Genomic DNA, 25,023 nt, shown 5'->3' on the forward strand with positions numbered 1-25,023 from the left:
TTTCATTGACCATCCTCCAAAGCTTTGTTCACCTTAAAGAGCAACATAGAATAATGTGAGTGCGCATCAGATGAGAGGTTCGCTTTGACACACTTCTCTAACATTGGCTTTAGCTTCAACAGTGAAGTGTAGAAATAAATAGCTGAGCCGTCTAACAAAGCAGCATCAACTGTTGGTGCGAGTGAGGCAGTAGGGTTACCATAGGCAGTGCTACTCGTCTGATTGCCGTTAGCCGATGTAGACTGAAGTGCTGCTGGACCATTACCGCCCTGCTTGTTAGCCTTGTCGATAACGGCACGTGAATACGTTAGATAAGCACGTTGTAGCACACGCTCCTCCTGAGATGGAGCCTTACACAATTGTGCACTTTGGAAGAGTGAAGAGAAAAGGTCGTCGAAATATTCTTTCTGACTGTAACTCTGTGATGAAAGGTGTGATGCTACTGCCAAGCGTGTACGAACACCAAAGAGATCATATCCAATAAACTCTAAGAGCTGGTCGTAATAGCTTATAGCCATGAATCCCTTACGCTCAAAACTTGGGTTAGCATATTGCTTAAAATGCTTTGCCTGATTTAAGCACCACAACATCGCCTGTCGCTGACGTGTTTTAGGTACTACCTCATAGCGAGGAACACCCGATGACACTTTCATATCGTTTAAGAAGATACCACCAACATTGCTCAACACACGTTTGAAGAAAGCATATCTCTGCTGAGAGATTGCCAGATATAACTTCTCTTTGATGCGACTATCATCATCGTCTTTCACCCAGTTATAAAGGTTGTTCTCAACGATTTGCATATTACGCAATCCATATTCACTTGCCTTAATCGCATCGTTGCCTAATGCACCTTCTTGTACACGTGGGTCCCAAATCAATGAAGAAGTTCGGAAGAAACGATAACGAGGATTCTGTACACGCTTATCAACCATCTTCTCAAGCACATCGGTCTCAGCACTTAAACTTGTCTTTGATGGGTCGAAATAACGATAAGCCCATTCGATAGCATGCTTGTCATACTGTCCAACACTCTCTGGCATATAAACAACACCCTTATCACTTGGCTGAGCAACATAATTAAAAGGTGTATTAGCCATTATTGATGCAGCAAGATTGTTGGTATGTGTGAATGTGCTATTACGAAGAGAGTCAACAGGATAGGAATATGAAGCCCCTATATTATCAAGCAAACCAAGGCTTCGCCCTACTTCGCATGCTACCATGTACTTCAATCCTTGATTGAACTTGTCTTGTGGCAGATGAGAGGTACGCATTGTGGCATCTGATGCTGCTGAACCTAAGAATAACCAACGGTAAATCTGATCACCGACATTGGCTGGAACAAACACAGACGCATTGATGATTTCTCCTGTTTGTGGGTTCGCCAAGAAAGAAGATGTAACCTTTTCAGCTGTACTTGGTACATATCGAATACAAGAATAGGCAATGTCGTCTGCATCGAAGTTACGGTCATTCTTTGGGAAGTCTAAGGCTTCAATAGCCTTTTGATAGCCCGCTTGTTCGAAGGCCTTATTCCAAAGTTCTACTCCTTGCTTTATCGCATTCTTCCATTCAACAGGGAAGGCATCATCAATATAAAAGCATATAGGCTTAACAGGCTTTGACAACTTACCTTGTTCGTAAGCCTTAAGATTCTGTGGAACGAGGTTCCAACGTTGTGCTATGAATGTTTGCTTGCTTTTCGCTATGTTATTATCGAAGGTGAGTTTAGATACAGATGCAATACCAACACGCGAATCTGTTACGCGCTGGCGCATCTTACTATCTGGTAATAACGCTAAACTATAGGTAACACCTACGGTTGTTGGAATCTCACTGGCAACTGGTAAAGACATGAGTGAGGCTGTGAGTAGATAGTTGAAATCAACGTTTATCGTAATATTACGATCGAAACTCTTAATCGTTCTAACGTAAGACATTTCGCTCTTAGGCGAAGCTGACAATGCTAAATCACCCGACTTCTTTGGAATAATAGGTAACATAGTATTAGGACGTGCCAAGAGATCTGTTGCATCTATCACAATAGCCGAACTATCATTGTTGTAAGCAGCAATCTTAAATCCCATCAAGACTGGGTCACGATAGCTAATCTTCAAGGCTTCTTGCATCTCAGTGCTTGCACTACCGTCTGAATAAACCACACTGTTAGGTGTCTTCATAACCAAGCTACTGTCTTGAACTTCAAAGAAGAAATGCAAAGGAGTGAAGCTCTTTGTACCAATGGTCAGATAGGTTGGGTCTGTTGTTGAGGAGATACCACCACCCAACAACATCTCTTTATGCAAGTATTTGACAGGAACCTCCAAGTAGAGTTTCCCATCACTCTTATGTACAGTGATAAACTTACTACTTGCAGTTTCCTTCTTCTTGTCCTTAAATAGTTTATCGTATTTTGTTTCCTTCTTAGCTTTTTTGTCTTCGTCGCCTTTTTTATCATCGGCAAAAGCCCTAACATTAACGCACAATAGTAATAAGCCTATTCCTATTGTGCGCAGTGTTGCCATTATACTGTTTGTTTTCATGTCGAAATTATGGTTTGAATGAGAGTGTATCAAAATAGACACATCCTCTCTTTTAAATTCCTAAAACTTAATCTGTCTACAAAAGGGTCAACAGTTTTTATCAAAATAGTCGACTGTTTTTCAAAAAGGGTTGACCCTTTCATCAAAAAGGGTTGACCCTTCCGTCAAAAAAGGTTGACCTTTTCGTCAAAAAAGGTTGACCTTTTCGTCAAAAAGGGTTAACCTTCTTGTCAACAAAGAGGATATGTCTATTTTGACACACGCCCGTTCATTATTGTCTGTATGTAATGCTCTTGATACGTCCAGTAATATTCTTTTTCGCCCAAAGCAATTTATTCTCGTTCATATCAAAACAGTAAATGCTTCCCACAAGCTGACCTGAAGCTGCATTTGTAGCTACATAAAGCTTATTGCTTCCTTCTAAGATGAGCATATCAGCGATAGTCTCACCAGCATCTCCAAAGCTTGTTAATGCGCTTTGTGGGAAATTACCACCGGACAACACATTGTAAGCATACAGCTTATTACCAGCAGAATAGTAAACTAAGTTCTTCTCTGCAGATACGCGTACAACTGATTGTGTAGTCAAACCCGCAGTAGCTGGTACAACAGCCTCATCTTTTACAACAGCAGCCTCAACCTTTGTAGCTGTAGAAGGATAGAAGCCTGGGAAGATATAATAACACTTAAACTTTGATGAAGTAGCATTCCATGTGAGCAGTACGATGTTACGCTCGTTATCAACAGGTCCCATACCAACAAGTGTTTCACCCGTAAACTTACCTTTCAATAACTCAACAGGTACCTTACCTGTAGCCTGTACCTTTTGTGCTACCAATCGTCCTTCAGCATTGTCAAACATTACGTAGCCTTGTACATAACGTAGATCTTGTTGCTTCCAAGCTGTTGCAGCATCAGCTAAAGATATGTCAGAACCTAAAGCATCCTTTATAGAATTACCTAAGTTGAAGGGTGTTGTCTCTGAGAGTGTCAATCGGTTTGGCACATGATTTACCATTGTCAGCATTGACTTAGGATATGTCAAGGCACTCTTTCTAAGATATGTAACATCACCTGTACTATTAGTAGTGAAGCGCATATTCATCAGATTACCGTCGAACTCATAGATAGTACTTGGACTTCCCACGGCAACAAACAAGAGTGGAGTCTTGTTATCACGTGCTAACGCATAATCAATTCCCTTAGGTTCTCCTGTGAAATCAATGCTTGGATTATTCTTTTGCAGAACATCTAAGTCAAAAGTCTTTGTACTTCCTTCCTCTGGCAGATAAGAAACGATTGTCTTTCCGCTATTGCTTGCTAATATGTAAAGACCATCAACATAAGAGTATTGTACATTTAGTCCAAACTCATAATATTGAATATTGTCTCCATTGCTTACCTTTAATCGACATGGGAAAGAGCCGAAGTCCTTACAAACATATTTAAGAGAGGCATCGGTCGATACCACCTTACCATTTACTTCCCACTCATAGTCAACCTTCTTTTGCTCATTTGTCTGTACGACATTAGGCGAAATCTTCAATGTATCCCATCTATTAAGGGTGTATTTCTCCTGTAAGTCCTGTGCCAATGATAACTTAGACGAATTCCCAGAAGGACCATAAGATTCATCTTTTATACATGATTGAAATGACAATGCCACTAATGGGAGTGCCAAGAGAAGATATAAATATTTCTTTATCATCTTATTTCTTATTTATCTGTTTACCAATATTCATTCTATCATAAGGTATAATCATTGTTTTTCGCAAGCTAAAGTCCCTTATAGAAACGACACTCTGTCTACACTCGATTATACCTTAAGACAAGTAACAATACTTATCCTACCTTTTACAACTCATCTGGATGCGCTGCAAAGTAAGCAATTACCTCCTGCACATGCTGATAAAGATAGCCTTGTGCCGTTACATCAGAGCCTTCTATGATATCTCTGATAGTAGCCTCATTACTGTCATAATAAGCAAGTAACTTACGATACTTGTTTTTGGTAAAGGCTCCTAAACCCCAATAACTCTCCATCACTTCCCAGAAATCAGGCTTAGAGAGTACGTTGTTAAAGGTTATTTTAACCGTATTGTTCTTGGTAAGTCTTGTTCCCAACTTATCCTTCCCTACTAAGTTCAATACCAATCGTATTGAATCGTCCTTATCTTCTGACAAGTTAGCACGTATCAACGTTACAGGAACATAGGTACGATAAGCATTAGGAGCGAAACGCAAGGTGTCAGCATTAAGTGTGTAATGCTTCCCTGCAACAGCTGTTGTACCCTTACCTACTTCTACACTGAAGGGTTGCGCCTCAGCAGAAAGATTACCTACAAGTTGCACGGGGAGATAAACCACGTGTGTAAGTGTATCAACAGGCTTTACTCCGAATGAGTAATTCACAACGGTATCACCTGGTTGTGCATAATAGAAGCTAACTTGATTTGTTGGTTCAAACATGCCGTCAGAACTATGTTCACCATCAAAGTCGACGTTGCTGCATGCTGCAAACATGGTTACACCAGCGCAAACAAGTAGTATATTTCTTATTGTTTTTTTCATTTTCATAAAGTGTTTAATAACTTACTGTCCTCCGAACTCTTTCTCCGTTTCTGGCCAAGGCAAGACGAAGATGGAATTAGATGGCTGACGTGTGGTAATACCTCTAAAGTCAGTAAATGCTTTGTTATAGTGCTTTAACGCATAGAACGTTTGTCCTTCTCCAGGCATCTCACGCATACGCTCACGCAACATCTCCTTATTGAAAGCCTCGCGTGTTGCTACCTTTGCGCTATCAACATCCTCTAATCCACGACTTTTTCTTACTTCATTGAGTAATCTAACAGCCTCTGTCTTATTACTATCGTATGTACATTCACTTAAGATATAATACATCTCTGGCAAACGGATTAGTGTCAAGCCCTGTAAAGGATTGCTATTCACCTGTGCATCACTCTCTAAGAATCTTACAAAAGAATAGGTCTTCAAACCATCTGGTGTAGTATTCTGTCTGTAATAGCCAGTGTAACGCAAGTCTGTACTTGTCGCCGAGAAGGCTGATGTCTCATACAGATTCTCAAGATCTCTACGTCCTTCAGTGAATGTACCGCGTGCAGTCTGTGATAAGAAAAGCGTAGAAATAGTACTTGAAAGCGTATTGTTATACAAACCGAAAATCAACTCTCCTGCTGCAGGGAAACGCTTTACATCACTCAATGAACTATACTTCTTCAATGAGAAGTTATTGGTTGCATCGATTACCTGCTTAGCATACTTAGCCGCATTCGTCACGTCACCCATAGCATAGTAAACTCTTGCCTTTGTAGCAGCCACAGCATACTTATTAAAGAACACAGCACGTCCTTTCAGATAGTCACTGGAAGCAGTTGTCTCAACGTTTACTACATCATCGTTCTTCAAGAGCTCTTCAGCTTTATCCAAATCCGACAATATCGCCTCATACGTTTTATGCAAAGTCAATAGCTTCTTATTATTGAGGTCGAAAGACGTTGAGTATGGTATACCACGTGTTGACGCATTGCTTTGACCATAGTCTTCAGCAAAAAGACGAACGAGGTCGAAGTGCATAAAGGCACGTAAGCCATAGCACTCACCACGCATCAAAGACAGCTCCGCATGCTCAAACTTAGCATTTTCTGTTTGATCAATTATATTATTGACGTATGCTATTACTTGATATTGCTTTGTCCAAATAGCATCAACAATAGAACGCACATCACTTCGCATATAATCGTATTGTCCTACGAAGTAGCTTGTCTCTGATGAGTTATCGTAACCAAAGATTTGTCCTAACTGGTCTACGAAACCAAAGCCTAAGTTGCCACCATATAAGTCTGATGTTGCCATACTGCCATAAACACCATACATAGCATTACGGAAACCACGGATAGATGAGAACTGTTGTTCCTCATCCTCCTGCCCAGATGGTTGAACATTTATAAAGTCGTTACACGATACTACAGATAGCATCATGACAGCACCTACCAATAGTTTTGTATAATATGATATTCTCTTCATATTCATTTTTTCTTATTGTTGCCTAAATAGTCTTTCACCATTATATTAATGTGTCAGCCATCATCGGTTTAAAATCCAAGTCTTACTGAGAACTCTACACTTCGCTCATAAGGATAACTTAATCCGCGCTCACGTTTTACAGATGAGAGATAGAAGAGGTCGTTAGCCAACATCTCCAAGTGTAAACGCTTCAAGCCATATCGCTTAATGAATGTCAATGGCACTTCGTATGCTAACGAGAGACTGCTCAGCGTGATATAATTATTTGTCTCAACAAATCGTGATGTCTGCATAGGTACACTTGAATCGCTAATTCGCTTGTACTTTGCTTGCTGACCTACTTCCTTCCATCTACTGCTAAATACACGTTCGTCAGCGTTATAGCGTGGGTCGGCACCCTCCACCTTACTTGCTAACGTCTGGTTATAGACAGCTCCACCGAAAGAATAACGCATAGACATACCCATTGAGAACTGCTTATAGGTAAGGTAAGAACCGATTGAACCCATACCGAATGGTGTGGTATCGCCATATACGACCTTGTCATTAGGATCGTAAACGAACGTAAGGCTGCCGTCGCGCTTAATAAATACCTCATTACCCGTGATAGGGTCGATACCAGCAGAAGAAACTACCTTCAATGCTGTCAACGACTGACCTTCCTCATAGATAGGCAATGGTGTCACACCACCCTTTGCCTGGTTCTTCTCGTTTTGTTCACGAAGAGCGTTACTAATCTTCTTAATCTTATTCTTGTTGTAGGCATAGTTAAGGCTCAACGACCACTCCCAATCCTTATTCTTGATAGGGATAACACGTGTCTGGAACTCAAATCCATGGTTCTCTACCTCTCCGACATTCTCACGTGACGTGGTGATACCCAATGATGGAGCCTTAGTGATGTCAAGCAACAAGTTGTCTGTATTCTTTACATAAACATCTGCCGAGAAGTCCCAGCGTCCCTTGAACATTGTGAGGTCAAGACCGAGGTTGGCACTGAGTGTTCTCTCCCACTTAAGGTTCTTGTTTCCAATACCCATTGGTACGGCACCAATACCTTTTATATAGTTAAGACCTGCCAAACTGGTATACATTGTCAACGCCTGATAGGGTTCAAACGAGATGTTTCCAAGATAACCCAAACTTGCACGAAGCTTTAACAACTGGAAAGGTGAACCTTTAAGGAACTTCTCATTATGAATATTCCATCCTGTTCCCACACTCCAGAAAGGAGCGAAACGAGAGTTCTTACCAAACTTAGACGAACCTTCATAGCGATAAATTACATCTAAGAAGTAACGGTTATCCCATATTGTGTTAAGGTTTACGAAGAAACCTGCACCATTATACTTATTGTCTACACCACCTGGTTTACCTGTTGGATAGTTTCCTGCCAACAATGGGTGGGCTACATTGTCTGAATAATAACCTACAGAACCATACGTACTACCATCGACAGAGTTTGACTCGATCGTTGCACCAGCCATCGTCGTAAGGAACAGCTTACTAAATATATAGTTATTGTATGACACCATCAACTTACCCTGATAAGTAGTTGTACTGGTGAAAGTCTCTCTCAGTAGTCCTCTGCGTGACACATCGGCTACGTTCTTAATCTGATCTGCCGAGAATGGTGACACAAAGTTACGTCCTTCATATTTCGTCTTTTGTATTGAGAAGTCACCATCAATTCTGAATTTCTCACCCAACCATAACTGAAGTGTTGTTGTGTTTAATACGTCGAGCGTATTTCCTCTGTTGAAACTACCTAACGAAGCCTCATACAAAGGGTTAGAGAGGTCATAATTCAACTTTGGTTTCAATGCGCCATACTCATCATATGGATATTCATATGGGTTCTGCTTCACCCACTCAGAGAAGTCACCATATGGCGACTGAGTTGATTTTACAGATGAGATAGTAGCCGTATTACTGATAAAGAACTTACCTGAAAGGTTATATGAGAGTTTGAAGTTTGTTGACAAACGCTCACGACTCGAACCCTTCATTACACCTTCCTCATCACCATAACGGACACCTAAGTTATATCGTGCGTGCTCATCACCTCCATCGATACTTACACTATGCTGTGAAGAAACCGCATTACGCAATGGTTTCTTAATCCAGTCGGTTGTCACACCGTCCTGTATCTGGTTGTAATAGAATGCATACTTGTTTTGCAGCGCATATTGGTCCGCTAAGTTGGTCGCTGTGTAAAGACCTGCCAAGCGCTCATACTCAAGCTTTTGTGATGCTGAGAGCAATTTATAATCACTCAAATCTGGAGTTGACAAACGTAATGTTCCGTTATAATTAAATCTCAACTTACCACCCTTGAGTGCCTTTGTTGTGATAACAATAACACCTGCGGACGCCTTCGCACCATAGAGTGCTGATGCCGACGCATCTTTGAGTACGGTAATTGACTCGATATCGTTCATATCCATATCATTGACATAGTCTACCTTTACCTGCGAACCATCAACAACGAATACAGGTAAGTTAGCCTGACCTGAGAAGGTAGCGCGTCCACGAATATTGATATCAGCAATCTTATTTGGGTCAGATCCGCCAAGGTTATCTTCTAACACGCTAAGACCTGGCACAAAGTTAGCCAAACTCGTAAGTACATTTTTTGTACCAACAGACAACAATTCGTCTTTCTTTATAGATACTTGCGAACCTGTAAAACTGTTTCTATTCTTTGTTGCAAAACCTGTTACGACAACTTCACCCAACTCACCAACGTCTTCCTGCATCGTGAAGTTACCTGCCGTACCATTCTTTACCTTTTTCTCTAAAGGCTTATATCCTATATAATTAAAGGTGAGCGTAACCTCTGGCAAGTCGGTATTAATCTCATACTGACCGTCCAAATTCGTGATATAACCGCCATTAAAGCCTTTCATTCGGATGGTTACACCAGGCAGAGGCAGACCGTCTTTATCGGTTACCTGTCCATATACTCCCTTCCGTTTCTCTTGTGTTGGTTTACGAACAAGTTTCACGCTGTTGCCATCAATACTATAGCTAAAACCAGTCTTATTAAAGACTTGCCCTAACACGGCACGAACAGGCTGCGCTTGTGCGTCAATGTTAACTTTCTCCGCTTGAGATAGTAGCTCAGGAGTCACATCAAATTGTAACCCTGTTTGCTTTGACACTTCATCTAAGAAGGTCTTCATTTCTGTTTGCTTCATAGACAGCGTCACCACCATCTTATCGACATCTTGTGTTTGTGCCGATACGGTTGACCCTATACTAAGCATTAACATCAGAGCCAGTACTGCCCAAATTCGTAATACGAGATTACTTTTTTGCATTTCTTTTCTCATTTCCCCTCTGGTACTTTAATGTTTAGAACTATTCTTATAAATTAAAAAAGTAGAATACAAATTATACTGATATTCTTTTTTATTAAAGCCGCTTTTTAAACAGCGAATCTACAAAAGTACACAAAAAACAAAAACCATGCAAATATTTTTTAAGTTTATATATTAAAAACATATCATTTCATAACATCTATCACAAATATTTGATTGAAACCTAAAATATTATTTCTTTGCCTATTCTTTACATTGTCTTTCTGCCATTTATGCCTTCACTTAGCCACAACCGATAAATGTATGTAAATATTTTTTGTACACCTTGAATTTTATATATGGCCTTTAGCCTTCGAAAAGGGGCTTAATAGGCTTCTAAAAGATGCCCTTTTAAGGTCTTACTAACGCCCTTTTGAACCCTTAATAAGCGCCTTTTAAAACATAGGTTGATAACACTCTGTATACCTGACAGTTACAAACACCTTTAGAAATGCTATCTTACACGCATGAAAAGGAGATTTAGCTCGAAGTTATGTAAATATATTTCACAATAATAAAAGAGTCGGTAGATTCAGGTACTCAGTGTGAAATCAGATTTAACCCATGCGGTCATTAGAACCTAAACATATTTTGGGTATTCAGGATTTTGGAGTGATAAGGTTTGCCACTTAAGGTTAGGTTTCTGACGAAATGTCACACGGAGAAAAGGAGAGGACAGAGGATTATTAAAGCAATGGAAGTCACAGAGGCACTGTCGGTGCATAGAGCGACGGAGTTTATTGGTCAATTCTATTAGCAAATTATATACAAAGCGTTTATACCAAAATAGTTATCAAGAATCTGTACGCTTCGTCTCTGTTACTCTTTGTGCATCGTCACCTCCATAACATTACGTTTATCTCCGTCCACTCCGTGACTCTGTGTGCCATATTATTTGAGCGTCTTAGTTTATCAGTCTATCTTACGGGAGGAGCCAACACAGAAGTTTATAAGATAGTATACAAAAAACGGGATTACCTTCGTAAAGGCAACCCCGTAAAACTATTGTAACTTAGGATTATTTAATGTAATAAAAATACTGCTTCCAACCTAAAGAAAGGTTATTATACAGAGACTTATAACGTCTTTAGATATGAATCTATTAACGTAACTTATAGCCCTTGAACGCATAGAACAAGATATAACCAAAGCATACAAAGCAAAGACCATAGGCATATCGAGCATCTGAAACATCCTTTAAAAGACCAAACAGTACTGTAATTGCTGCTCCACCGATAAGTCCCATCGTCAAGAGTGATGAACCCTTCTTGGTAAACTTACCCAAATCCATCAATGCCAAAGGCCAAAACGCTGGCCACATCAGTGAACATCCTAAAGCCATGACACCAACACTATATATACTATAAACTCCAGGAAGAAGAACAACAAGAGTCGTTCCCAACAAGGCTACGAATGAACAAATCTGCAAAGCACGTGTCTGAGAAAGATACTTAGGAATCAGAATGATTCCTGCTATATATCCAATACTAATACTAATCGGAGTTATCCAAGAATAGTTTTCTGGATGAGCAAGTCCTAACTCATTCGCATAGTCAATGAGCGTTCCCAACACGATAGTCTCTGCACCAACATAAAAGAAGATGGCAATAGCACCCAGAACCAAGTGTGGGAACTGGAAAACAGACTTCTTACTGTTTGCATAAGCAGATACTTCTTGGTCAACCTCATCAGTCTCACTGCTATCCTCACCCGCTGCTTTCACCTCTGGCAATGGTGACAAAAGAGCCACTACACCTAAAGCAACGAACAGACAAATAATCACAGCAAAAGGTTTACCTAAATCATCTATAGCAACACTACCTGAAGCACCTGCGAAAAGAGCAATAAAGAGGGGTGACACTGGCCAAGCTAACTTGTTGATCATACCCATAATAGAGATACGCTTTGCAGCACTCTCCGTTGGTCCCAATATTGTCACATAAGGATTTATAGCTGCCTGTAAGAAGGTGTTAGCCGTTCCACAGAAAAAGGAAGCTGCAAGAAACAAAGGAAAACTCTTTGCATCTGCCGAGAAGATAAACACTCCAAAACCTACAGCAAACATTCCGAACGCAATAGCCATCGTACGCTTATATCCTATCTTGCTAATTAACATTCCCGCAGGATAGCCAAAGATGAGGAAAGGCAAGAATGTTGCACCAATGAGCATATATGCTTCCATTGAAGAAACGCTTAACGACACCTTCAATACTGGAACCAACAATGAATTTATACCCAAGGCAAATCCACAAGTGAAAAACATAAGCCCTAAGAATGCCATAGGGACAAGGAAACTCTTTTGTTCTTTCATAAATCTACTATGCTACACTATTAATGAATACTTCACTTAAATAATATGGGACAACATGACATCTTCTTTTGTTGATTAGAGTAATGTTATGTCCACGAACAAATCCCTAAAACCTATCATCAACAACTGACATACTCCATCATATTAAACTGTTGGAAGGCCCAACAAATATTACCCTGCATTCTGTCATTTCAAGAAAAAACCTAACCCAAGTGTTGCAATAAAAGTCACATTAAATCTTGATTGACGATGCAAAGGTATAAAAAAAACGCGAAAAACTATCACAACTTGATAGTTTTTCGCGTTTAATCTCTTTGTTTGAGGATTATAAAGCTATTATTTCGTACGCCTGAGTATCTCATCACGACATTCTTCCATCAGCCATTTTGGCGTACTCGTAGCCCCACAGATTCCTACTGTCTCGACTCCATCAAACCAACTCATGTCGATTTCGTCTGCACTCTCAACTTGATGGGAGTTTGGGTTTACACTCAAACATTCGTGAAAGAGGACCTTACCATTTGAACTCTTACGGCCTGCCACAAAGAGAATCAAGTCGTGACGAGCAGCAAAGGTTGAAATGTTCGGCATACGGTTAGCAACCTGTCGGCAGATGGTATCAAAGCTTTGGAACTTTGCCTTTGGTGATATATTACTTTGAATGTATTCGATAATCTTATGAAACTCATCCAAACTCTTTGTCGTCTGTGAGTAGAGATAGATGTCATTATTAAAGTCTAACGCTTTGACATCTTCAAACTTCTCTATCACAATCGCCTGACTATGGGTCTGACCAACAAGTCCAAGCACTTCGGCATGACCATTCTTTCCAAAGATAACAATCGAAGAGGAGGCACTAAGTTCTTGTCCCTCGCCTACTGCAGGAGGAAGAGAAACAGAAGAAGTAGAGGTTTCTACCGCTTCATTCGTTACTGGCTTGAGGTTTGAAGGTTCATCAACAGTAGCCCCACCCTTTGACGATATCATATAAGAAGGTTGACGACCTTTCTCATACTGTGTCTTAATACGACGTTGGAGGGCAAGAACCACAGGGCAAGTTGCATCGATAATCTCAATGTTATTACGTCTTGCAAGCTCGTAAGTCTCAGGTGGTTCGCCATGTGCACGCAGCAAAACCTTCACATTATGGAGTTCGCGCATCTGCTCATGATTGATGGTGATGAGCCCTTTCTTTGTGAGGCGTTCCACCTCCATACTATTATGTACGATATCACCCAAGCAATAGAGCTTTGTACCCTTTGCCAATTCTTCTTCGGCTTTCTTAATGGCTGTGGTCACACCGAAGCAAAAACCACTACCGTTATCTATCTCTATTTGAAGCATTTCTTTTTAAGGAGTTAAGGAGTTGGGAAGTTAGGGGAGTTAAACCAATACCCCTACTCCACAACTCTATCTAATAACTTGTTTACTTGTCAACTCGTTTACTTGTCAACTCGTTTACTTGTCAACTTGTCTACTCATCTACTTGAAAATGAATAGAGTTAAAACAACACTTTGACTCGACAACTCTATCAAATAACTTGTTTACTTGTCTACTTGTTTACTTGTCAACTCGTATAACCTCCGCACCTGTACGTCCGCTATATTCTGGTGCGTATGCACATTGTGCGGTACAGGTTCCTGTCTGATAAACACCAGCACGGTCAATATAATATTCTGTCTCTACGACATGCTTACCTTTAGCCATTTGGTCGAAGTAGTAATTAGTCGTGTAATCCTTTGGAGCAATGTAATATCCCCAACGATAACCACTCAACTGACTGACAGGCTCAAGGCAAGCTGCACGCTTATCAACTACTTGCACAAAGTCGTAATCACGGTCAGCAATGATCGTCAAACGGATACGCACCTTGTCACCAACTTTAAGGTTCTTACCTCTCTTCAACAGTACACTATCAACCATGACTTCACGCTTAATCTTCAAGCCAGATGAAGCATCAGAGATATCTGTTGACGCCTGGAAGAACTGTGCATAGACAGCACCCCAACTTGTGCCAGTGCTTGTCTTGCTGATAACCAAATCATGAATCTCAGACGAGTGGAAATCAACAGACTGCGTAGCTTTCACATAACCTAACCCTGCCGTAGGCTGTGTTGTCTGCAATGGCTTATTATCAAGCATTAATGTAGCATGCTCTCCATTCTGCATCAACCAGTTGCCATTGTTCATAAATGCCCAAATAGCATTCACTGAGTTCAATGGTGTATCCCAAGCCTGCGTACGCTTCTCCTGTAAGAGCCAACGCTGCATCTCAACAAGCGTCTTACCATCAGTAGGAGTAATGGTCTTTATCGCCTCAATAGCAGCCACCTCTGTTGGAATCTTATAATCACGCCAGCTGTAATAAGCGTTTTTAGAATCGAAATAACATCCCTTCTCCTCCGTATAAACCGTATATTCCTTGATACTCTGGAGATATTCGCGCGCCTTTTCAACCTTACCATACTGCTGAAGGATTACTGCAGTATTCGCTTTACCATAGATAGTCAAGTCCGTAGGCTTCTTGGTCAGGCGGTCAATGAGGTACTTTATGTCATTTGTAGCTCGGTCATGATAGAACAAAGCATTGGTGTAAAGATAATCACAAAGGTCATCAGATGGGAAGAGTATCGTATTATACTTCTTCTCATCACGCTTCATTTCAGCCACACACTTAGCTACCTTCTTATCCATAAAGCGGAAAGAAGCGTTAATCATGTTTGTTACCTCTGGGCTTGGACTTGTAAGATTCTGCAAACGAGCAAGTGTCTTTGTCACCGCAACTGTCATATACAGACTTCCCCTCATTCCTTGCCACCAAGAGAAAGAACCATCAGAGTTTTGTAGTTTCTTTAGACTTGAGAATGTTGATGTCAACTTGTTCTGCAACTGATTCTCATCAAAGAAGCGCACGAGTTGCTGTTTCTGTTCGCTTTCATTCTTAGCATCCATCACCCAAGGAGTCTCATCAAGTGTCAAAGACTTGAGTTCTTGATTCTTCTCCAAAGCCGACATCATTGACGTTTCCTTGCCTGTTTCCTTCTTCCATTGCTCGATTGTCTGCTTAATCGATGGGGAAGTACTTATAATCTGCTTACCCAAACGATTTGCATAATAAGCCGAAACAAGACTGATAGCATTCTTTTCATTTGCATCTGCGACATAAGGCAATGCCTGAATCATCAGCCAATTAGGGTTATTGGTGTACTCTACTGTCAGCTTCTGTTCCGTACTCTTCTTTGGGAAAAGCTTACCAACATTAATCGTCTTCACCTCTGCTTCATTCTGTGTGAATGGATAGGTGTTTGTTACATACTCCTTATTCTGAAGTACTGAGAGGTAATGTTGCTCACCATCAGAGAAGCCATCGCCCTCAACCGTGAAGCGAACAACAAGCAATGACTGGTCAGCTGTAAGCTTATTTGTATTCTGTGCTAATAAAGAAGCTAAGCTATAAGTTGCAGAACCACTCCCCTGCGCCTTCAAAACAACAGCTTTACTATCCGTAAAGAGCACCTTCTCTGTTGCAGGGTCAAGGATTTCAATCTTTGCTTTTGCCTTGATATCCTTCTCAGACTGATTAAACAAACGAGCAGAAACCATTGCTTCGTCACCCATACGTACAAAACGAGGCATATTAGGTTGCACCATCAAGATCTTCTGAGCAACGATATCATCAGAAAGGAAGCCATTATTCATATCCTCATCGTGTGCCAATCCCATGAATCGCCACGTAGTAAGACTCTCTGGAAGCGTAAACTTAATACTAACATTACCCTTTCCATCCGTCTGCAACTGTGGATAGAAGAATGCTGTCTCATTGAGATTCTCACGCATAGAAGGCTTTACATTCTTCGGTTCGTCCTTTTCTTGTTTTATCTCCTCATCTTTCTTTACTACAGGAGCAGTAAATTTCGCTTTCGTTTCCTTAGTAGGTCCAAAGCCAACCTTAACGACCTCATTCATAGAAGACTCCTTTGCCAAAGCCATTGTCTTAACGGTACGTGTCATGCTTACCATTCGGTCTTCTCTTGCTGAATAAATATAAGCATCTGGCGTATCATAATCTTCCAAGAAGCGACTATCAAATCTCGAGAAAGACAATAGCTCTACATCAAAAGGTTTGATATTAGCTTCCCATGAAAGACCCAAACCTGAATAATCAGGCCTCTCCCAATTAACAGATGTATAGTTAAGCGAGAAGAAGTTACCTAAGTTCCATGAATTAGACAAGAACTGATCAAGACTCTTGTCATAAAGCGTTGCCATCAGTTGAGCATTGGCAGCCTTACCATCAGGACGATTAATAGTTACTGTCCATTCCTCCTGCTGACCAGGGATAAGTTTATTACGGAAAGTCTTCCATTTCACAATTAAGCTCTTATCTGGTAACGGACGTATAATCCTCTCTGAATGAGCATACAGAACGCCATTCTTTACCCAAGCATAATTAAGAAATATCTCATCACCATACTCTTCCTTATAGACAAACTTGCATGTCTGTATACTATTGCTTTGATTGAAAGAACCTGTTTCAATCACTTTATTACCTGAGAAGATAGAATAAACAACATACTGATTCTCATCACTTGAACCCACCTGCATATAGATAGGACCACCATCGCGAGGGAATTGGATTCCACTCAGATAGAACCAGTCATGTGTCTCAATAACTGGACGCTTATCATCAAAAGAGAAGACGACAAAGTCCTCATCTATCGTATCTGTTCCACAAATAGCATGTAGGCGATAAGCACCAGAAGACAAACCCTTTATAGCAACATTCTCATTTGCCTTTGCGGTCTTGTAATCGCTATAAACATAATTATTCTGATCCTTCTGCTGTGGTACAATTACATACTTCACTGTTCCATCAACAGGAGATCCTGCAGCGTTTAGGTAATAAAACTTAATCGTTTTAAGACTGTCACGCAGATTCTTCTCAGCAATATTGCAAGAAAGACTTGCCTCCTTTGTTCCTAATGGCAATGAAGTAAAACCGTCATGTGTCTCACCTGCGGCATCAGTCACCGAAGCCTCAACTCTAAAGTTATAGAAAAGTGAACGATAACCCTTACCAGACTTCAGTTCTTTCTTGGCTTTGTCAGATAAGACAAAAGGCACGGTAACAACAAACTCTCCCTTGTCATCTGTGACAACATCTTGTTCATTCACTTCCTCACTACCTTCATAGAAGCGACACCAATAGCTTATATTACGTGTAACGACATAATGCACCTTTGCACCTTGTACAGGTACACCAGCAAAACTCTTGGCACAACCAATCAACTTGATAGAATCACCGACAGCATACTTCTCCTTATATTCGTCAAAGTTTACATCAAACGTTGGACGCTTGTACTCATCTACTTGGAAACGCTTAGATCCTTTTGTTCCAAAATCAGCATAAATAGAGAAGCTACCAGTCAGTCCACTTGATGGAAGATTAAAGTCTGCTGCAGCAGTACCGAAACGGTCTGTGGTTACTGACTTACGTCCAATCTCCTTATAATTGGCATCTTTCAAAACCATATCAAAGGTTTGTCCGCCTGCAGCCTTAGTCTTATAGTCTTGCTTTGTGTTCTGATAAGCAATGACAGATGCGTGCACCGTCTGTCCGGGACGATAGATACCTCTATCCGTGAAGACCTGTGTTACCATCTTGTCATAGTTCACCTTGTCGTAATCATACGAACCCTCCAGTTGAGTTTCTTCAAAGGCTTTATCCTTATTCGTAAAGACATAGATGTCAGGGGTAGTTCTTCCCGAATCAAAAACTACCTCTCCATTCTTGTTCGTAACCAGTTTCTTGACGATAGAAGACTTATCATTATAATTTGGATAGGTAGCCTGAACCGTTGCATTTGCTACTGGTTGCCCATCCACAACATTGACAACAACATACCGTGCTTTCTTCTTTGGCTGTAGTTCGCTCATGACATAGAGGTCACTAACATAGTAGAAAGCATATTCTGGTGTAAAATTCTTTTTTGGCGTTTCTACCTTAATGAGGTAAACACCCAAAGGTAATGTAGGCATTAAGAAAGAGTCTTTCACCTCTTCATAATCCTTATGACCAGTAAAAGTACGGGTTATCGTCTGCGTTGTTGCTGGCAACAGACTTGCCTTCAACTTAGCCATGTCGTCCTTATCTCCAAGACTGAGAGAATGATTACCTGATAGTTTCGTACGCATAATCGTTACGATTACATCTGATACATTGCGCGTATTCAGCTTAACCCAGTTATTCTTCTCCGTCGAACTAACATTACGCTTATCGAAACTCACTTCAAACATCGGTCTTGTCAGTTCTGCACGAGCATTACGTAATGATGTGATTCTATTCCATGATGCCCAACGGACAAGTGCATTATCAATATAGGCTATCTTTTCCTCAACCGGAGTATCTTCTCCCATACAAGCATAACGCTTCAACGCAACTTCTCCACATATCGGTAAGTCACTATATGCTTGCATGAGTGAGTCGAGCTTTGAAATACTCTCTTTCTCCTCCTTTATTCCCATCAATGCCGTGTAACAAGCAGCCTCACGGTTTCCAACGCTTTTATAATAGCTATGTAATTTGTCGTAGTTACCTGCCTGCATACCAATAACATGCAATAGGTCACCCTTAAAGATATCATCGTTCTTACCTATCTTTATCAAAGGCTTAAAGTCGGCTGCTTTCTGACTTGCCAATAGAGAAGGGTTAGCAAGTGCCTTCTTGAAGTATTCGTCAGCATTTCCACTTTCTTCATTCCGTCCTATCACGCCCAAGATACAGTTGTAGACAGCCGACAAGACTTCATCCTTCCCTTCTACCATCTTTGCCTTTGCCTTCAATCGCTTTAACTCTACCTCAGCAGAGTCGGGTGCAATCTCTGTCTGTAACCTTGATGCTAACAGACTTGCTGCCAAGATTTGCCCATAGGCTTTCTCTTTCTGTGCTTTCTGTTCTATCTTCTTTAACAAGCTGATTTGTGTCTTTGGTAAGTCCTTTTGCTCAGCTTGATTTACTTGTTGCCATAAGGCATCGAAGCTCTGTGCTGTTACTGTAATTGGCAACAACAGAAATATAATTGATAAAATGATAAGTGGTTTCTTCATACTCTCTTTCTTTTATTAATTGCAAAGATAATGCTTTTAAAGTAAAAAACGAAAGATGAGCTATGTATATTGTATAGGATGAAGGCTACTACCGCACAATATAATTAAACTTATCAAAGTTTGTAAAGCCCATCTCTTCCAACTGTTGTTGGCTTCGCTGGCGGTCTTCATCTGTGTTATATTCAGGTATCAAGGGTAGACGGATGATTACCTTATCAGCATATCCGTTCGCTGCTAACCATTGAAGATTACTAACGACCTGCTTATTCTCTTTACGTCCATACGCTTTGTAGATATCAGGGTTCATGTCCTTTATATCTACATACCACATCTGCACCAACGAGGCAATAGCTTTGACATTCTCAAGCGGTACGTTGAGCGATGTCTCTATTGTCAACTTCCATTCGGGATTCATGATCTCGGCAAAGGCCTTGATGAAGTCTGAACGTAAAAGGGGTTCACCACCGCCAAAACAGATACCGCCACCCGTTGCCACAAAGTAAAGATCGTCTATCTCCACCTCACTATACAACTCACCGGGTGTCAGCCTGCACCATACACCATCAGCCTGCAAGCACTGAGCGTTTAAGCAGTACTCGCAATGCAGCGGACAACCATGAAAGCCTACCAATGTTGTTACGCCTTCGCCATCCGTGGTGAGCCTGTGCCGATTAATGGCAATAAACGGTGCTGTTATTTCTGATTGCATTTCTCTTTATGTGATTGAGGAACAGTACTGTCGGCTAATTCTTTCTCTAAATACTCCCAGTCTATCTCTCCTACTTTGTCAAGAGAAGGATCTAAACGGACCACCATATCATCAGGATTACGAATAGACTTCACTGCTATCACCTTATCCTCAAACCCATAAGATGAAAAAACGAGGGTGTCATTACGATTAACCTGCAATACAAATCTTCCATCTTCGCCCAAAGACAGCCTCTTCTTACCTCCTAATAACATAACATTAACTTCCGAAGCAGCCTTACCAGTAGAAGAGTCGAGCACTCGTCCAATAATAACAATAGCATTCTTCAAATCTGCAGTGAGTGCTTTTGGTATCACTTCTTGCTTGCCCATAACTGGCGTATCAGTAGAATCCTGAGCTTTATTCTCAACGTTGCAAACTTTGGGAGTGTTCTGACATGATGTAAGCGGAACCGTAGCAACACAAAGACCAGCAGCCAAACCAGCCACTTTCATGCCCCATCCTTTGCGTTTCCGTTCTCTTAACTGCGTCTCTAAATAGCGTATCTCCGCTTCACAAGCAGGGCAAGTACCTGCACAATCCCCTTCGTAATGACACTCCTTAGGCTGATAACTGATACCATTGGCATCTGCTATCTGCTGTCGAATATCCTTTAGTAGCTTACAAGTACTCTTTCCTTTCGTCATAATACTAATCCTTACTTACACTTCTTTTTATTCTTCTCCTTATGCGTCCTCGGCTTATAAGTCCTATGACCATACACATCATCGTAGTTTGGTAAAACAGATCCAATTCCTCCTACTATCACCGACACATCATAGGCTTCCAGTACAATAACATTATCATCTGAACGCAAAAGAGAACTTACACTAACCGTTTTCTGCTTGTAACCAATGAATGAAATAACCAACGAAGTATCTGGTGGTAACTTCAAAGCAAACAAACCATCTATATTTGTTGCCACACCCTTGTTTGTTCCCTCTATTAAGATAAAAGCTCCTATCAATGGTTCTTTATCATCACTACCAATGACCATTCCACGTACAACCACAGGTGATGCACAACTTTCAGAAAGGTCTACTACCTTTACAGAATCTTTCTTGGCTGTACGCACAGGAAGATTAGAAGTACTATCGGGCTTAACATTTTGCGCAGCAGCAGTCATTGGCATTACCGTAGCACAGATACCTGCAGCAATTCCAGCCACCTTCATACCGAAGCCATTACCCTTACGTGCCTTTAACTCACGTTCAAGATAACGTATCTCCTCCTCACAAGCAGGGCAAGTACCTACACAATCCCCCTTGTGATGACACTCCTTAGGCTGATAACTGATACCATTCGCATCCGCTATCTGCTGCCGAATATCCTTTAGTAGCTTACAAGTACTCTTTCCTTTTACCATAATGCTAATCCTTACTTACACTTCTTTTTATTCTTCTCCTTATGCGATTTCGGTTTATAAGTCCTATGACCATATACGTCATCTTTACTGGTAGGTAGTGTAGCTATTGTTACAATGCCATCTAACATTGCCTCTCTATCTTCCTCAAGCACTATAACATTATTATCAGAATGCAAAAGAGAGCTTACATGAACCTTCTTTGTCTTGTATCCGATATATGAAATAACCAACGAAGTGTCTGGTGGTAACTTCAAAGCAAACTGTCCATCCACGTTTGTTGCAACGCCCTTGTTTGTTCCGTCTATAACAACAGAAGCACCTATCACAGGTTCTTTATCTTCTGCGTCTATGACCATTCCACGTACAACCACAGGTGATGCACAACCATCAGAAAGGTCTACTACCTTTACAGGGGCTTTCTTGGTTGTTTGTACAGGAGGGTTAGCCGTACTATCGGGCTTAACATTTTGCGCAGCAGCAGTCATTGGCATTACCGTAGCACAAATACCTGCATCGATACCAGCTACCTTCATACCGAAGCCATTACCCTTACGTGCTCTTAATTCACGTTCAAGATAACGTATTTCTTCCTCACAAGCAGGACAAGTACCTGCACAATCCCCCTTGTGGTGACACTCTTTAGGCTGATAACTGATACCGTTCGCATCCGCTATCTGCTGTCGAATATCCTTTAGTAGCTTACAAGTACTCTTTCCTTTTGCCATAATACTAATCTTTACTTACACTTCTTTTTATTCTTCTCCTTATGCGACTTAGGCTTATCAGTTCTACGACCACTCACGTTATCTTTATTACCTTTATTTTCATCTTTACAAGTAGGTAGTGTAGCTATTGTTACAATGCCATCTAACATTGCATCTCTATCTTCCTCAAGCACTATAACATTATTATCAGAATGCAAAAGCGAACTTACATGAACCTTTTGCTTCTCATATCCTATTAAAGAAATAACCAACGAAGTGTCTGGTGGTAACTTCAAAGCAAACTGTCCATCGATATTTGTTGCAACGCCCTTTTTTGTTCCGTCTATTACAACAGAAGCACCTATCAATGGTTCTTTATTATCACTGCCTACGACCATTCCACGTACAACCACAGGTGATGCACAACCATCAGAAAGGTCTACTACTTTTACATCGCCTTTCTTAGCTGTATGTACAGGACGATTAGCCGTACTATCGGGCGTAACAGCTTGCGCAGCAGCGGTCATCGGCATTACCGTAGCGCAGATACCTGCTGCAATACCAGCCACCTTCATACCGAAGCCATTACCCTTACGCACCTTTAACTCATGTTCAAGATAACGTATCTCCTCCTCACAAGCAGGGCAAGTACCTGCACAATCTCCCTTGTGATGACACTCTTTAGGTTGATAGCTGATACCATTCGCATCCGCTATCTGCTGCCGAATATCCTTCAATAGCTTACAAGTACTCTTCCCTTTTGCCATAACTTTATTTCTTATTACACTTCTTTTCCTTATGCGATTTCGGTCCTTTCTTCGCCTTATGCTTCCCGAACATTTTATCGCATCCACCCAAGACTACAATTTCATTCATCATCGCTGAGTCCTCAGTGATATAAATATCATTATTCTTTTTATCTAAGAGTTCTTTAACTGTCACACTCATTTTATAATAACCAATACCTCTCACCTCCAGTGTATCAGTTAGCAGAGCTTTCACAGCATACTCGCCCTCAATATCGGTGACATCTCCTTTTTTTGTGTCCTTCAACCCAACAACGGCTCCAATAATAGGCTCCTTTGTCTTTGTATCGAACACCTTCCCACGTAATAGAACAGCATCAGGCTGACCATTGGTCAGGTCTACCGCTCTTATAGAATCATTCTTTATCGTCTTAGCCTTAAAGTCAGGACTAATCTTACTCTCTGTTTGTACCATAGCAGCCATTGGCAATACTGTCACACAGACGCCTGCTGCAATACCAGCCACCTTCATACCTAAACCGCTATGCTGTTTATTCTTTAATTGTTCTTCAAGGTAACGGATTTCTTTCTCACAGCCAGGACACGTACCTGTACATTCACCCTTATGATGACACTCTTCAGGATGATAGCTTATTCCATTCTCATTTGCTATTTTCTGACGGACATCCTTCAATACCTTGCAAATGGCTCTCCCCTTTTCCATAAATTATTATTTAAGCGTTAGTAAATAAAAGACCTTGCTACAAAAATATAAAAAAAAGAAGATAAACAAAAACAAACTGACATTTTTGTTATTACATGACGCTAAATTTAATCGTTCACAACAAAATACACACAAAAAATATTAGCTTATCAACAGATGACAAACTGTTTACACCGCTTACTTAAAAACACACCTTGTATGTCTACTATTTGTATCTTGCCACAAATAAAATGATAGTTACAAACTTCACCTACCCTATTCAAGCCTCGTGCGGAGGCTCCGCACATGTGGTGCGAAGGCTTAGCACCATTTGTGCTGAGGGCATATTACCTTATAATATATCACTGAGATACGAGTGATTTATCTTCCAACGACTGATTAGAGGTTAAACTCTGATAACTTGGTGATACAATTATCCCCTCTGCAAAACCTTTCATACGGTCGATGCCATTGGTTCTGAGAGGGGATAGTATCTTTCTTTTGATTTCGTCAAGCAATGTTCTTTAACTCTCCACAACAGTAAATTTGGAGAAATCTGTCATACGAAGCAGTTCCTCATAAGAAGTCTTAGGGTTCTTCTTCATATAGTTGTCTACAGCCTCCTCATACCGACTGTGATAGGTTCGCTTTGTCATTATCTGATTGACAATCCATTGTATCTTTCCAATCTGCAAGTCACGCTCCACTTGCGGACGCGATTCAAAATGCTGTAAAGGATAGATACTCATCAAATAGAATGTCATACAATCTGGAAGGATGTATTCACGTGACATCTGTTTACGCTGTGTTGGCGAATAGAACTTCGCATACAAAGGATAATTAGGACCGAGATACTTGTCAAGCGAGATACCGATAGTACCATTACCCACGACAACACTTTGGTCTAAAGCTGATATCTGTGCATAGACTCTTGGGACTGTAATGTTCGGCAAAGCCTGTTTCAGTCGTCTGAATGCTCCACTAAACTGATGATCAAGGTCTTCTGTATTGGCAAACTCCGACTCTACATCTGCTATAACAGACTGTAAGGTCGTGTCTTGATAGAACTTCAAGAACTTTGTATTGATGTCTGGATCGGTTATCTCACCAATCTTTACGACATCCTCTATCAGTGTACGGGTCTCTATCGGATACTCTGTATTCATCTGCTGAAGGGCAGAGAAATCACCCGTTGTCAAGTAACGATATTCCAAACGGTCATAGCGATCTATCTCTAATAACAGTGAATTTTTATTCATGCCATCAGATGAAAGTTTGAACTGACAGCCTACACAGGTGAACAGAACAACTAATAATATACAATAGAGATATCTCACAGGCTATTACTGACAGATTGTTTTTACAATATTTGAGTATTGATT

Annotated in this window: 15 protein-coding genes; all 15 read right to left on the reverse strand. The window is 40.8% G+C overall.

The features are described 5' to 3' along the window. Window positions 1–2: 2 nt before the first annotated feature. Entirely contained in the window at window positions 3–2,546 is a 2,544-nt protein-coding gene (locus J4861_RS05340) for a zinc-dependent metalloprotease (protein ID WP_211816108.1), read from the reverse strand. Window positions 2,547–2,817: 271 nt separating this feature from the next. Further along, complete coding sequence (locus J4861_RS05345; protein WP_211816109.1) at window positions 2,818–4,254, reverse strand: PKD-like domain-containing protein; 1,437 nt, start codon at window positions 4,252–4,254, stop codon at window positions 2,818–2,820. 146 nt (window positions 4,255–4,400) lie between these two features. Further along, on the reverse strand, window positions 4,401–5,117 hold the full coding sequence (locus J4861_RS05350; RefSeq protein ID WP_249110749.1) for a DUF4843 domain-containing protein: 717 nt from the start codon (window positions 5,115–5,117) through the stop codon (window positions 4,401–4,403). A 21-nt stretch (window positions 5,118–5,138) separates the two neighbouring features. After that, window positions 5,139–6,593: a RagB/SusD family nutrient uptake outer membrane protein gene (locus J4861_RS05355; protein ID WP_211816111.1), complete on the reverse strand. Its 1,455-nt coding sequence runs from the start codon at window positions 6,591–6,593 to the stop codon at window positions 5,139–5,141. 68 nt (window positions 6,594–6,661) lie between these two features. Next, window positions 6,662–9,928, reverse strand: coding sequence for a SusC/RagA family TonB-linked outer membrane protein (locus tag J4861_RS05360; protein ID WP_211816113.1), 3,267 nt, complete (start codon window positions 9,926–9,928; stop codon window positions 6,662–6,664). Between the two features lie 1,129 nt (window positions 9,929–11,057). Next, complete coding sequence (locus tag J4861_RS05365; protein ID WP_013265638.1) at window positions 11,058–12,266, reverse strand: MFS transporter; 1,209 nt, start codon at window positions 12,264–12,266, stop codon at window positions 11,058–11,060. Window positions 12,267–12,602: 336 nt separating this feature from the next. After that, window positions 12,603–13,610, reverse strand: a complete 1,008-nt coding sequence (locus J4861_RS05370; RefSeq protein WP_211816115.1) for a 4-hydroxy-3-methylbut-2-enyl diphosphate reductase — start codon at window positions 13,608–13,610, stop codon at window positions 12,603–12,605. Window positions 13,611–13,827: 217 nt separating this feature from the next. Next, the gene (locus tag J4861_RS05375) at window positions 13,828–19,374 is read right to left on the reverse strand and encodes an alpha-2-macroglobulin family protein (protein WP_211816117.1); all 5,547 of its coding nucleotides are present in this window, start codon (window positions 19,372–19,374) and stop codon (window positions 13,828–13,830) included. Between the two features lie 88 nt (window positions 19,375–19,462). Continuing rightward, the gene (locus tag J4861_RS05380) at window positions 19,463–20,083 is read right to left on the reverse strand and encodes a radical SAM protein (RefSeq protein WP_211816119.1); all 621 of its coding nucleotides are present in this window, start codon (window positions 20,081–20,083) and stop codon (window positions 19,463–19,465) included. Continuing rightward, window positions 20,068–20,769 (reverse strand): peptidase associated/transthyretin-like domain-containing protein, encoded by a 702-nt coding sequence (locus J4861_RS05385; protein WP_211816121.1) that lies wholly within the window; start codon window positions 20,767–20,769, stop codon window positions 20,068–20,070. Before J4861_RS05385 ends, J4861_RS05380 begins: the two co-directional genes overlap by 16 nt. Before the next feature lie 11 nt (window positions 20,770–20,780). Then, on the reverse strand, window positions 20,781–21,488 hold the full coding sequence (locus J4861_RS05390) for a carboxypeptidase-like regulatory domain-containing protein (RefSeq protein WP_211816123.1): 708 nt from the start codon (window positions 21,486–21,488) through the stop codon (window positions 20,781–20,783). A gap of 11 nt (window positions 21,489–21,499) precedes the next feature. After that, window positions 21,500–22,213 (reverse strand): carboxypeptidase-like regulatory domain-containing protein, encoded by a 714-nt coding sequence (locus J4861_RS05395; protein ID WP_211816125.1) that lies wholly within the window; start codon window positions 22,211–22,213, stop codon window positions 21,500–21,502. Between the two features lie 11 nt (window positions 22,214–22,224). Then, window positions 22,225–22,959: a carboxypeptidase-like regulatory domain-containing protein gene (locus J4861_RS05400; RefSeq protein WP_211816127.1), complete on the reverse strand. Its 735-nt coding sequence runs from the start codon at window positions 22,957–22,959 to the stop codon at window positions 22,225–22,227. 4 nt (window positions 22,960–22,963) lie between these two features. Then, window positions 22,964–23,662, reverse strand: coding sequence for a carboxypeptidase-like regulatory domain-containing protein (locus J4861_RS05405; RefSeq protein ID WP_211816129.1), 699 nt, complete (start codon window positions 23,660–23,662; stop codon window positions 22,964–22,966). Between the two features lie 503 nt (window positions 23,663–24,165). Then, window positions 24,166–24,978: a gliding motility protein GldB-related protein gene (locus J4861_RS05410; protein WP_211816130.1), complete on the reverse strand. Its 813-nt coding sequence runs from the start codon at window positions 24,976–24,978 to the stop codon at window positions 24,166–24,168. Window positions 24,979–25,023: the final 45 nt, after the last annotated feature.

The sequence above is a fragment of the Prevotella melaninogenica genome (assembly GCF_018127925.1).
In the GTDB taxonomy this organism is placed as follows: Bacteria; Bacteroidota; Bacteroidia; order Bacteroidales; family Bacteroidaceae; genus Prevotella; species Prevotella melaninogenica_C.

What these genes read in the sequence shown, in the direction of transcription:
- J4861_RS05380 (WP_211816119.1), bottom strand. Translation starts at nt 20,083, where the DNA reads ATGCAATCAGAAATAACAGCACCGTTTATTGCCATTAATCGGCACAGG.
- J4861_RS05375 (WP_211816117.1), bottom strand. Translation starts at nt 19,374, where the DNA reads ATGAAGAAACCACTTATCATTTTATCAATTATATTTCTGTTGTTGCCA.
- J4861_RS05385 (WP_211816121.1), bottom strand. Translation starts at nt 20,769, where the DNA reads ATGACGAAAGGAAAGAGTACTTGTAAGCTACTAAAGGATATTCGACAG.
- J4861_RS05345 (WP_211816109.1), bottom strand. Translation starts at nt 4,254, where the DNA reads ATGATAAAGAAATATTTATATCTTCTCTTGGCACTCCCATTAGTGGCA.
- J4861_RS05355 (WP_211816111.1), bottom strand. Translation starts at nt 6,593, where the DNA reads ATGAAGAGAATATCATATTATACAAAACTATTGGTAGGTGCTGTCATG.
- J4861_RS05340 (WP_211816108.1), bottom strand. Translation starts at nt 2,546, where the DNA reads ATGAAAACAAACAGTATAATGGCAACACTGCGCACAATAGGAATAGGC.
- J4861_RS05390 (WP_211816123.1), bottom strand. Translation starts at nt 21,488, where the DNA reads ATGGTAAAAGGAAAGAGTACTTGTAAGCTACTAAAGGATATTCGGCAG.
- J4861_RS05365 (WP_013265638.1), bottom strand. Translation starts at nt 12,266, where the DNA reads ATGAAAGAACAAAAGAGTTTCCTTGTCCCTATGGCATTCTTAGGGCTT.
- J4861_RS05360 (WP_211816113.1), bottom strand. Translation starts at nt 9,928, where the DNA reads ATGAGAAAAGAAATGCAAAAAAGTAATCTCGTATTACGAATTTGGGCA.
- J4861_RS05400 (WP_211816127.1), bottom strand. Translation starts at nt 22,959, where the DNA reads ATGGCAAAAGGGAAGAGTACTTGTAAGCTATTGAAGGATATTCGGCAG.
- J4861_RS05395 (WP_211816125.1), bottom strand. Translation starts at nt 22,213, where the DNA reads ATGGCAAAAGGAAAGAGTACTTGTAAGCTACTAAAGGATATTCGACAG.
- J4861_RS05370 (WP_211816115.1), bottom strand. Translation starts at nt 13,610, where the DNA reads ATGCTTCAAATAGAGATAGATAACGGTAGTGGTTTTTGCTTCGGTGTG.
- J4861_RS05350 (WP_249110749.1), bottom strand. Translation starts at nt 5,117, where the DNA reads ATGAAAAAAACAATAAGAAATATACTACTTGTTTGCGCTGGTGTAACC.
- J4861_RS05405 (WP_211816129.1), bottom strand. Translation starts at nt 23,662, where the DNA reads ATGGAAAAGGGGAGAGCCATTTGCAAGGTATTGAAGGATGTCCGTCAG.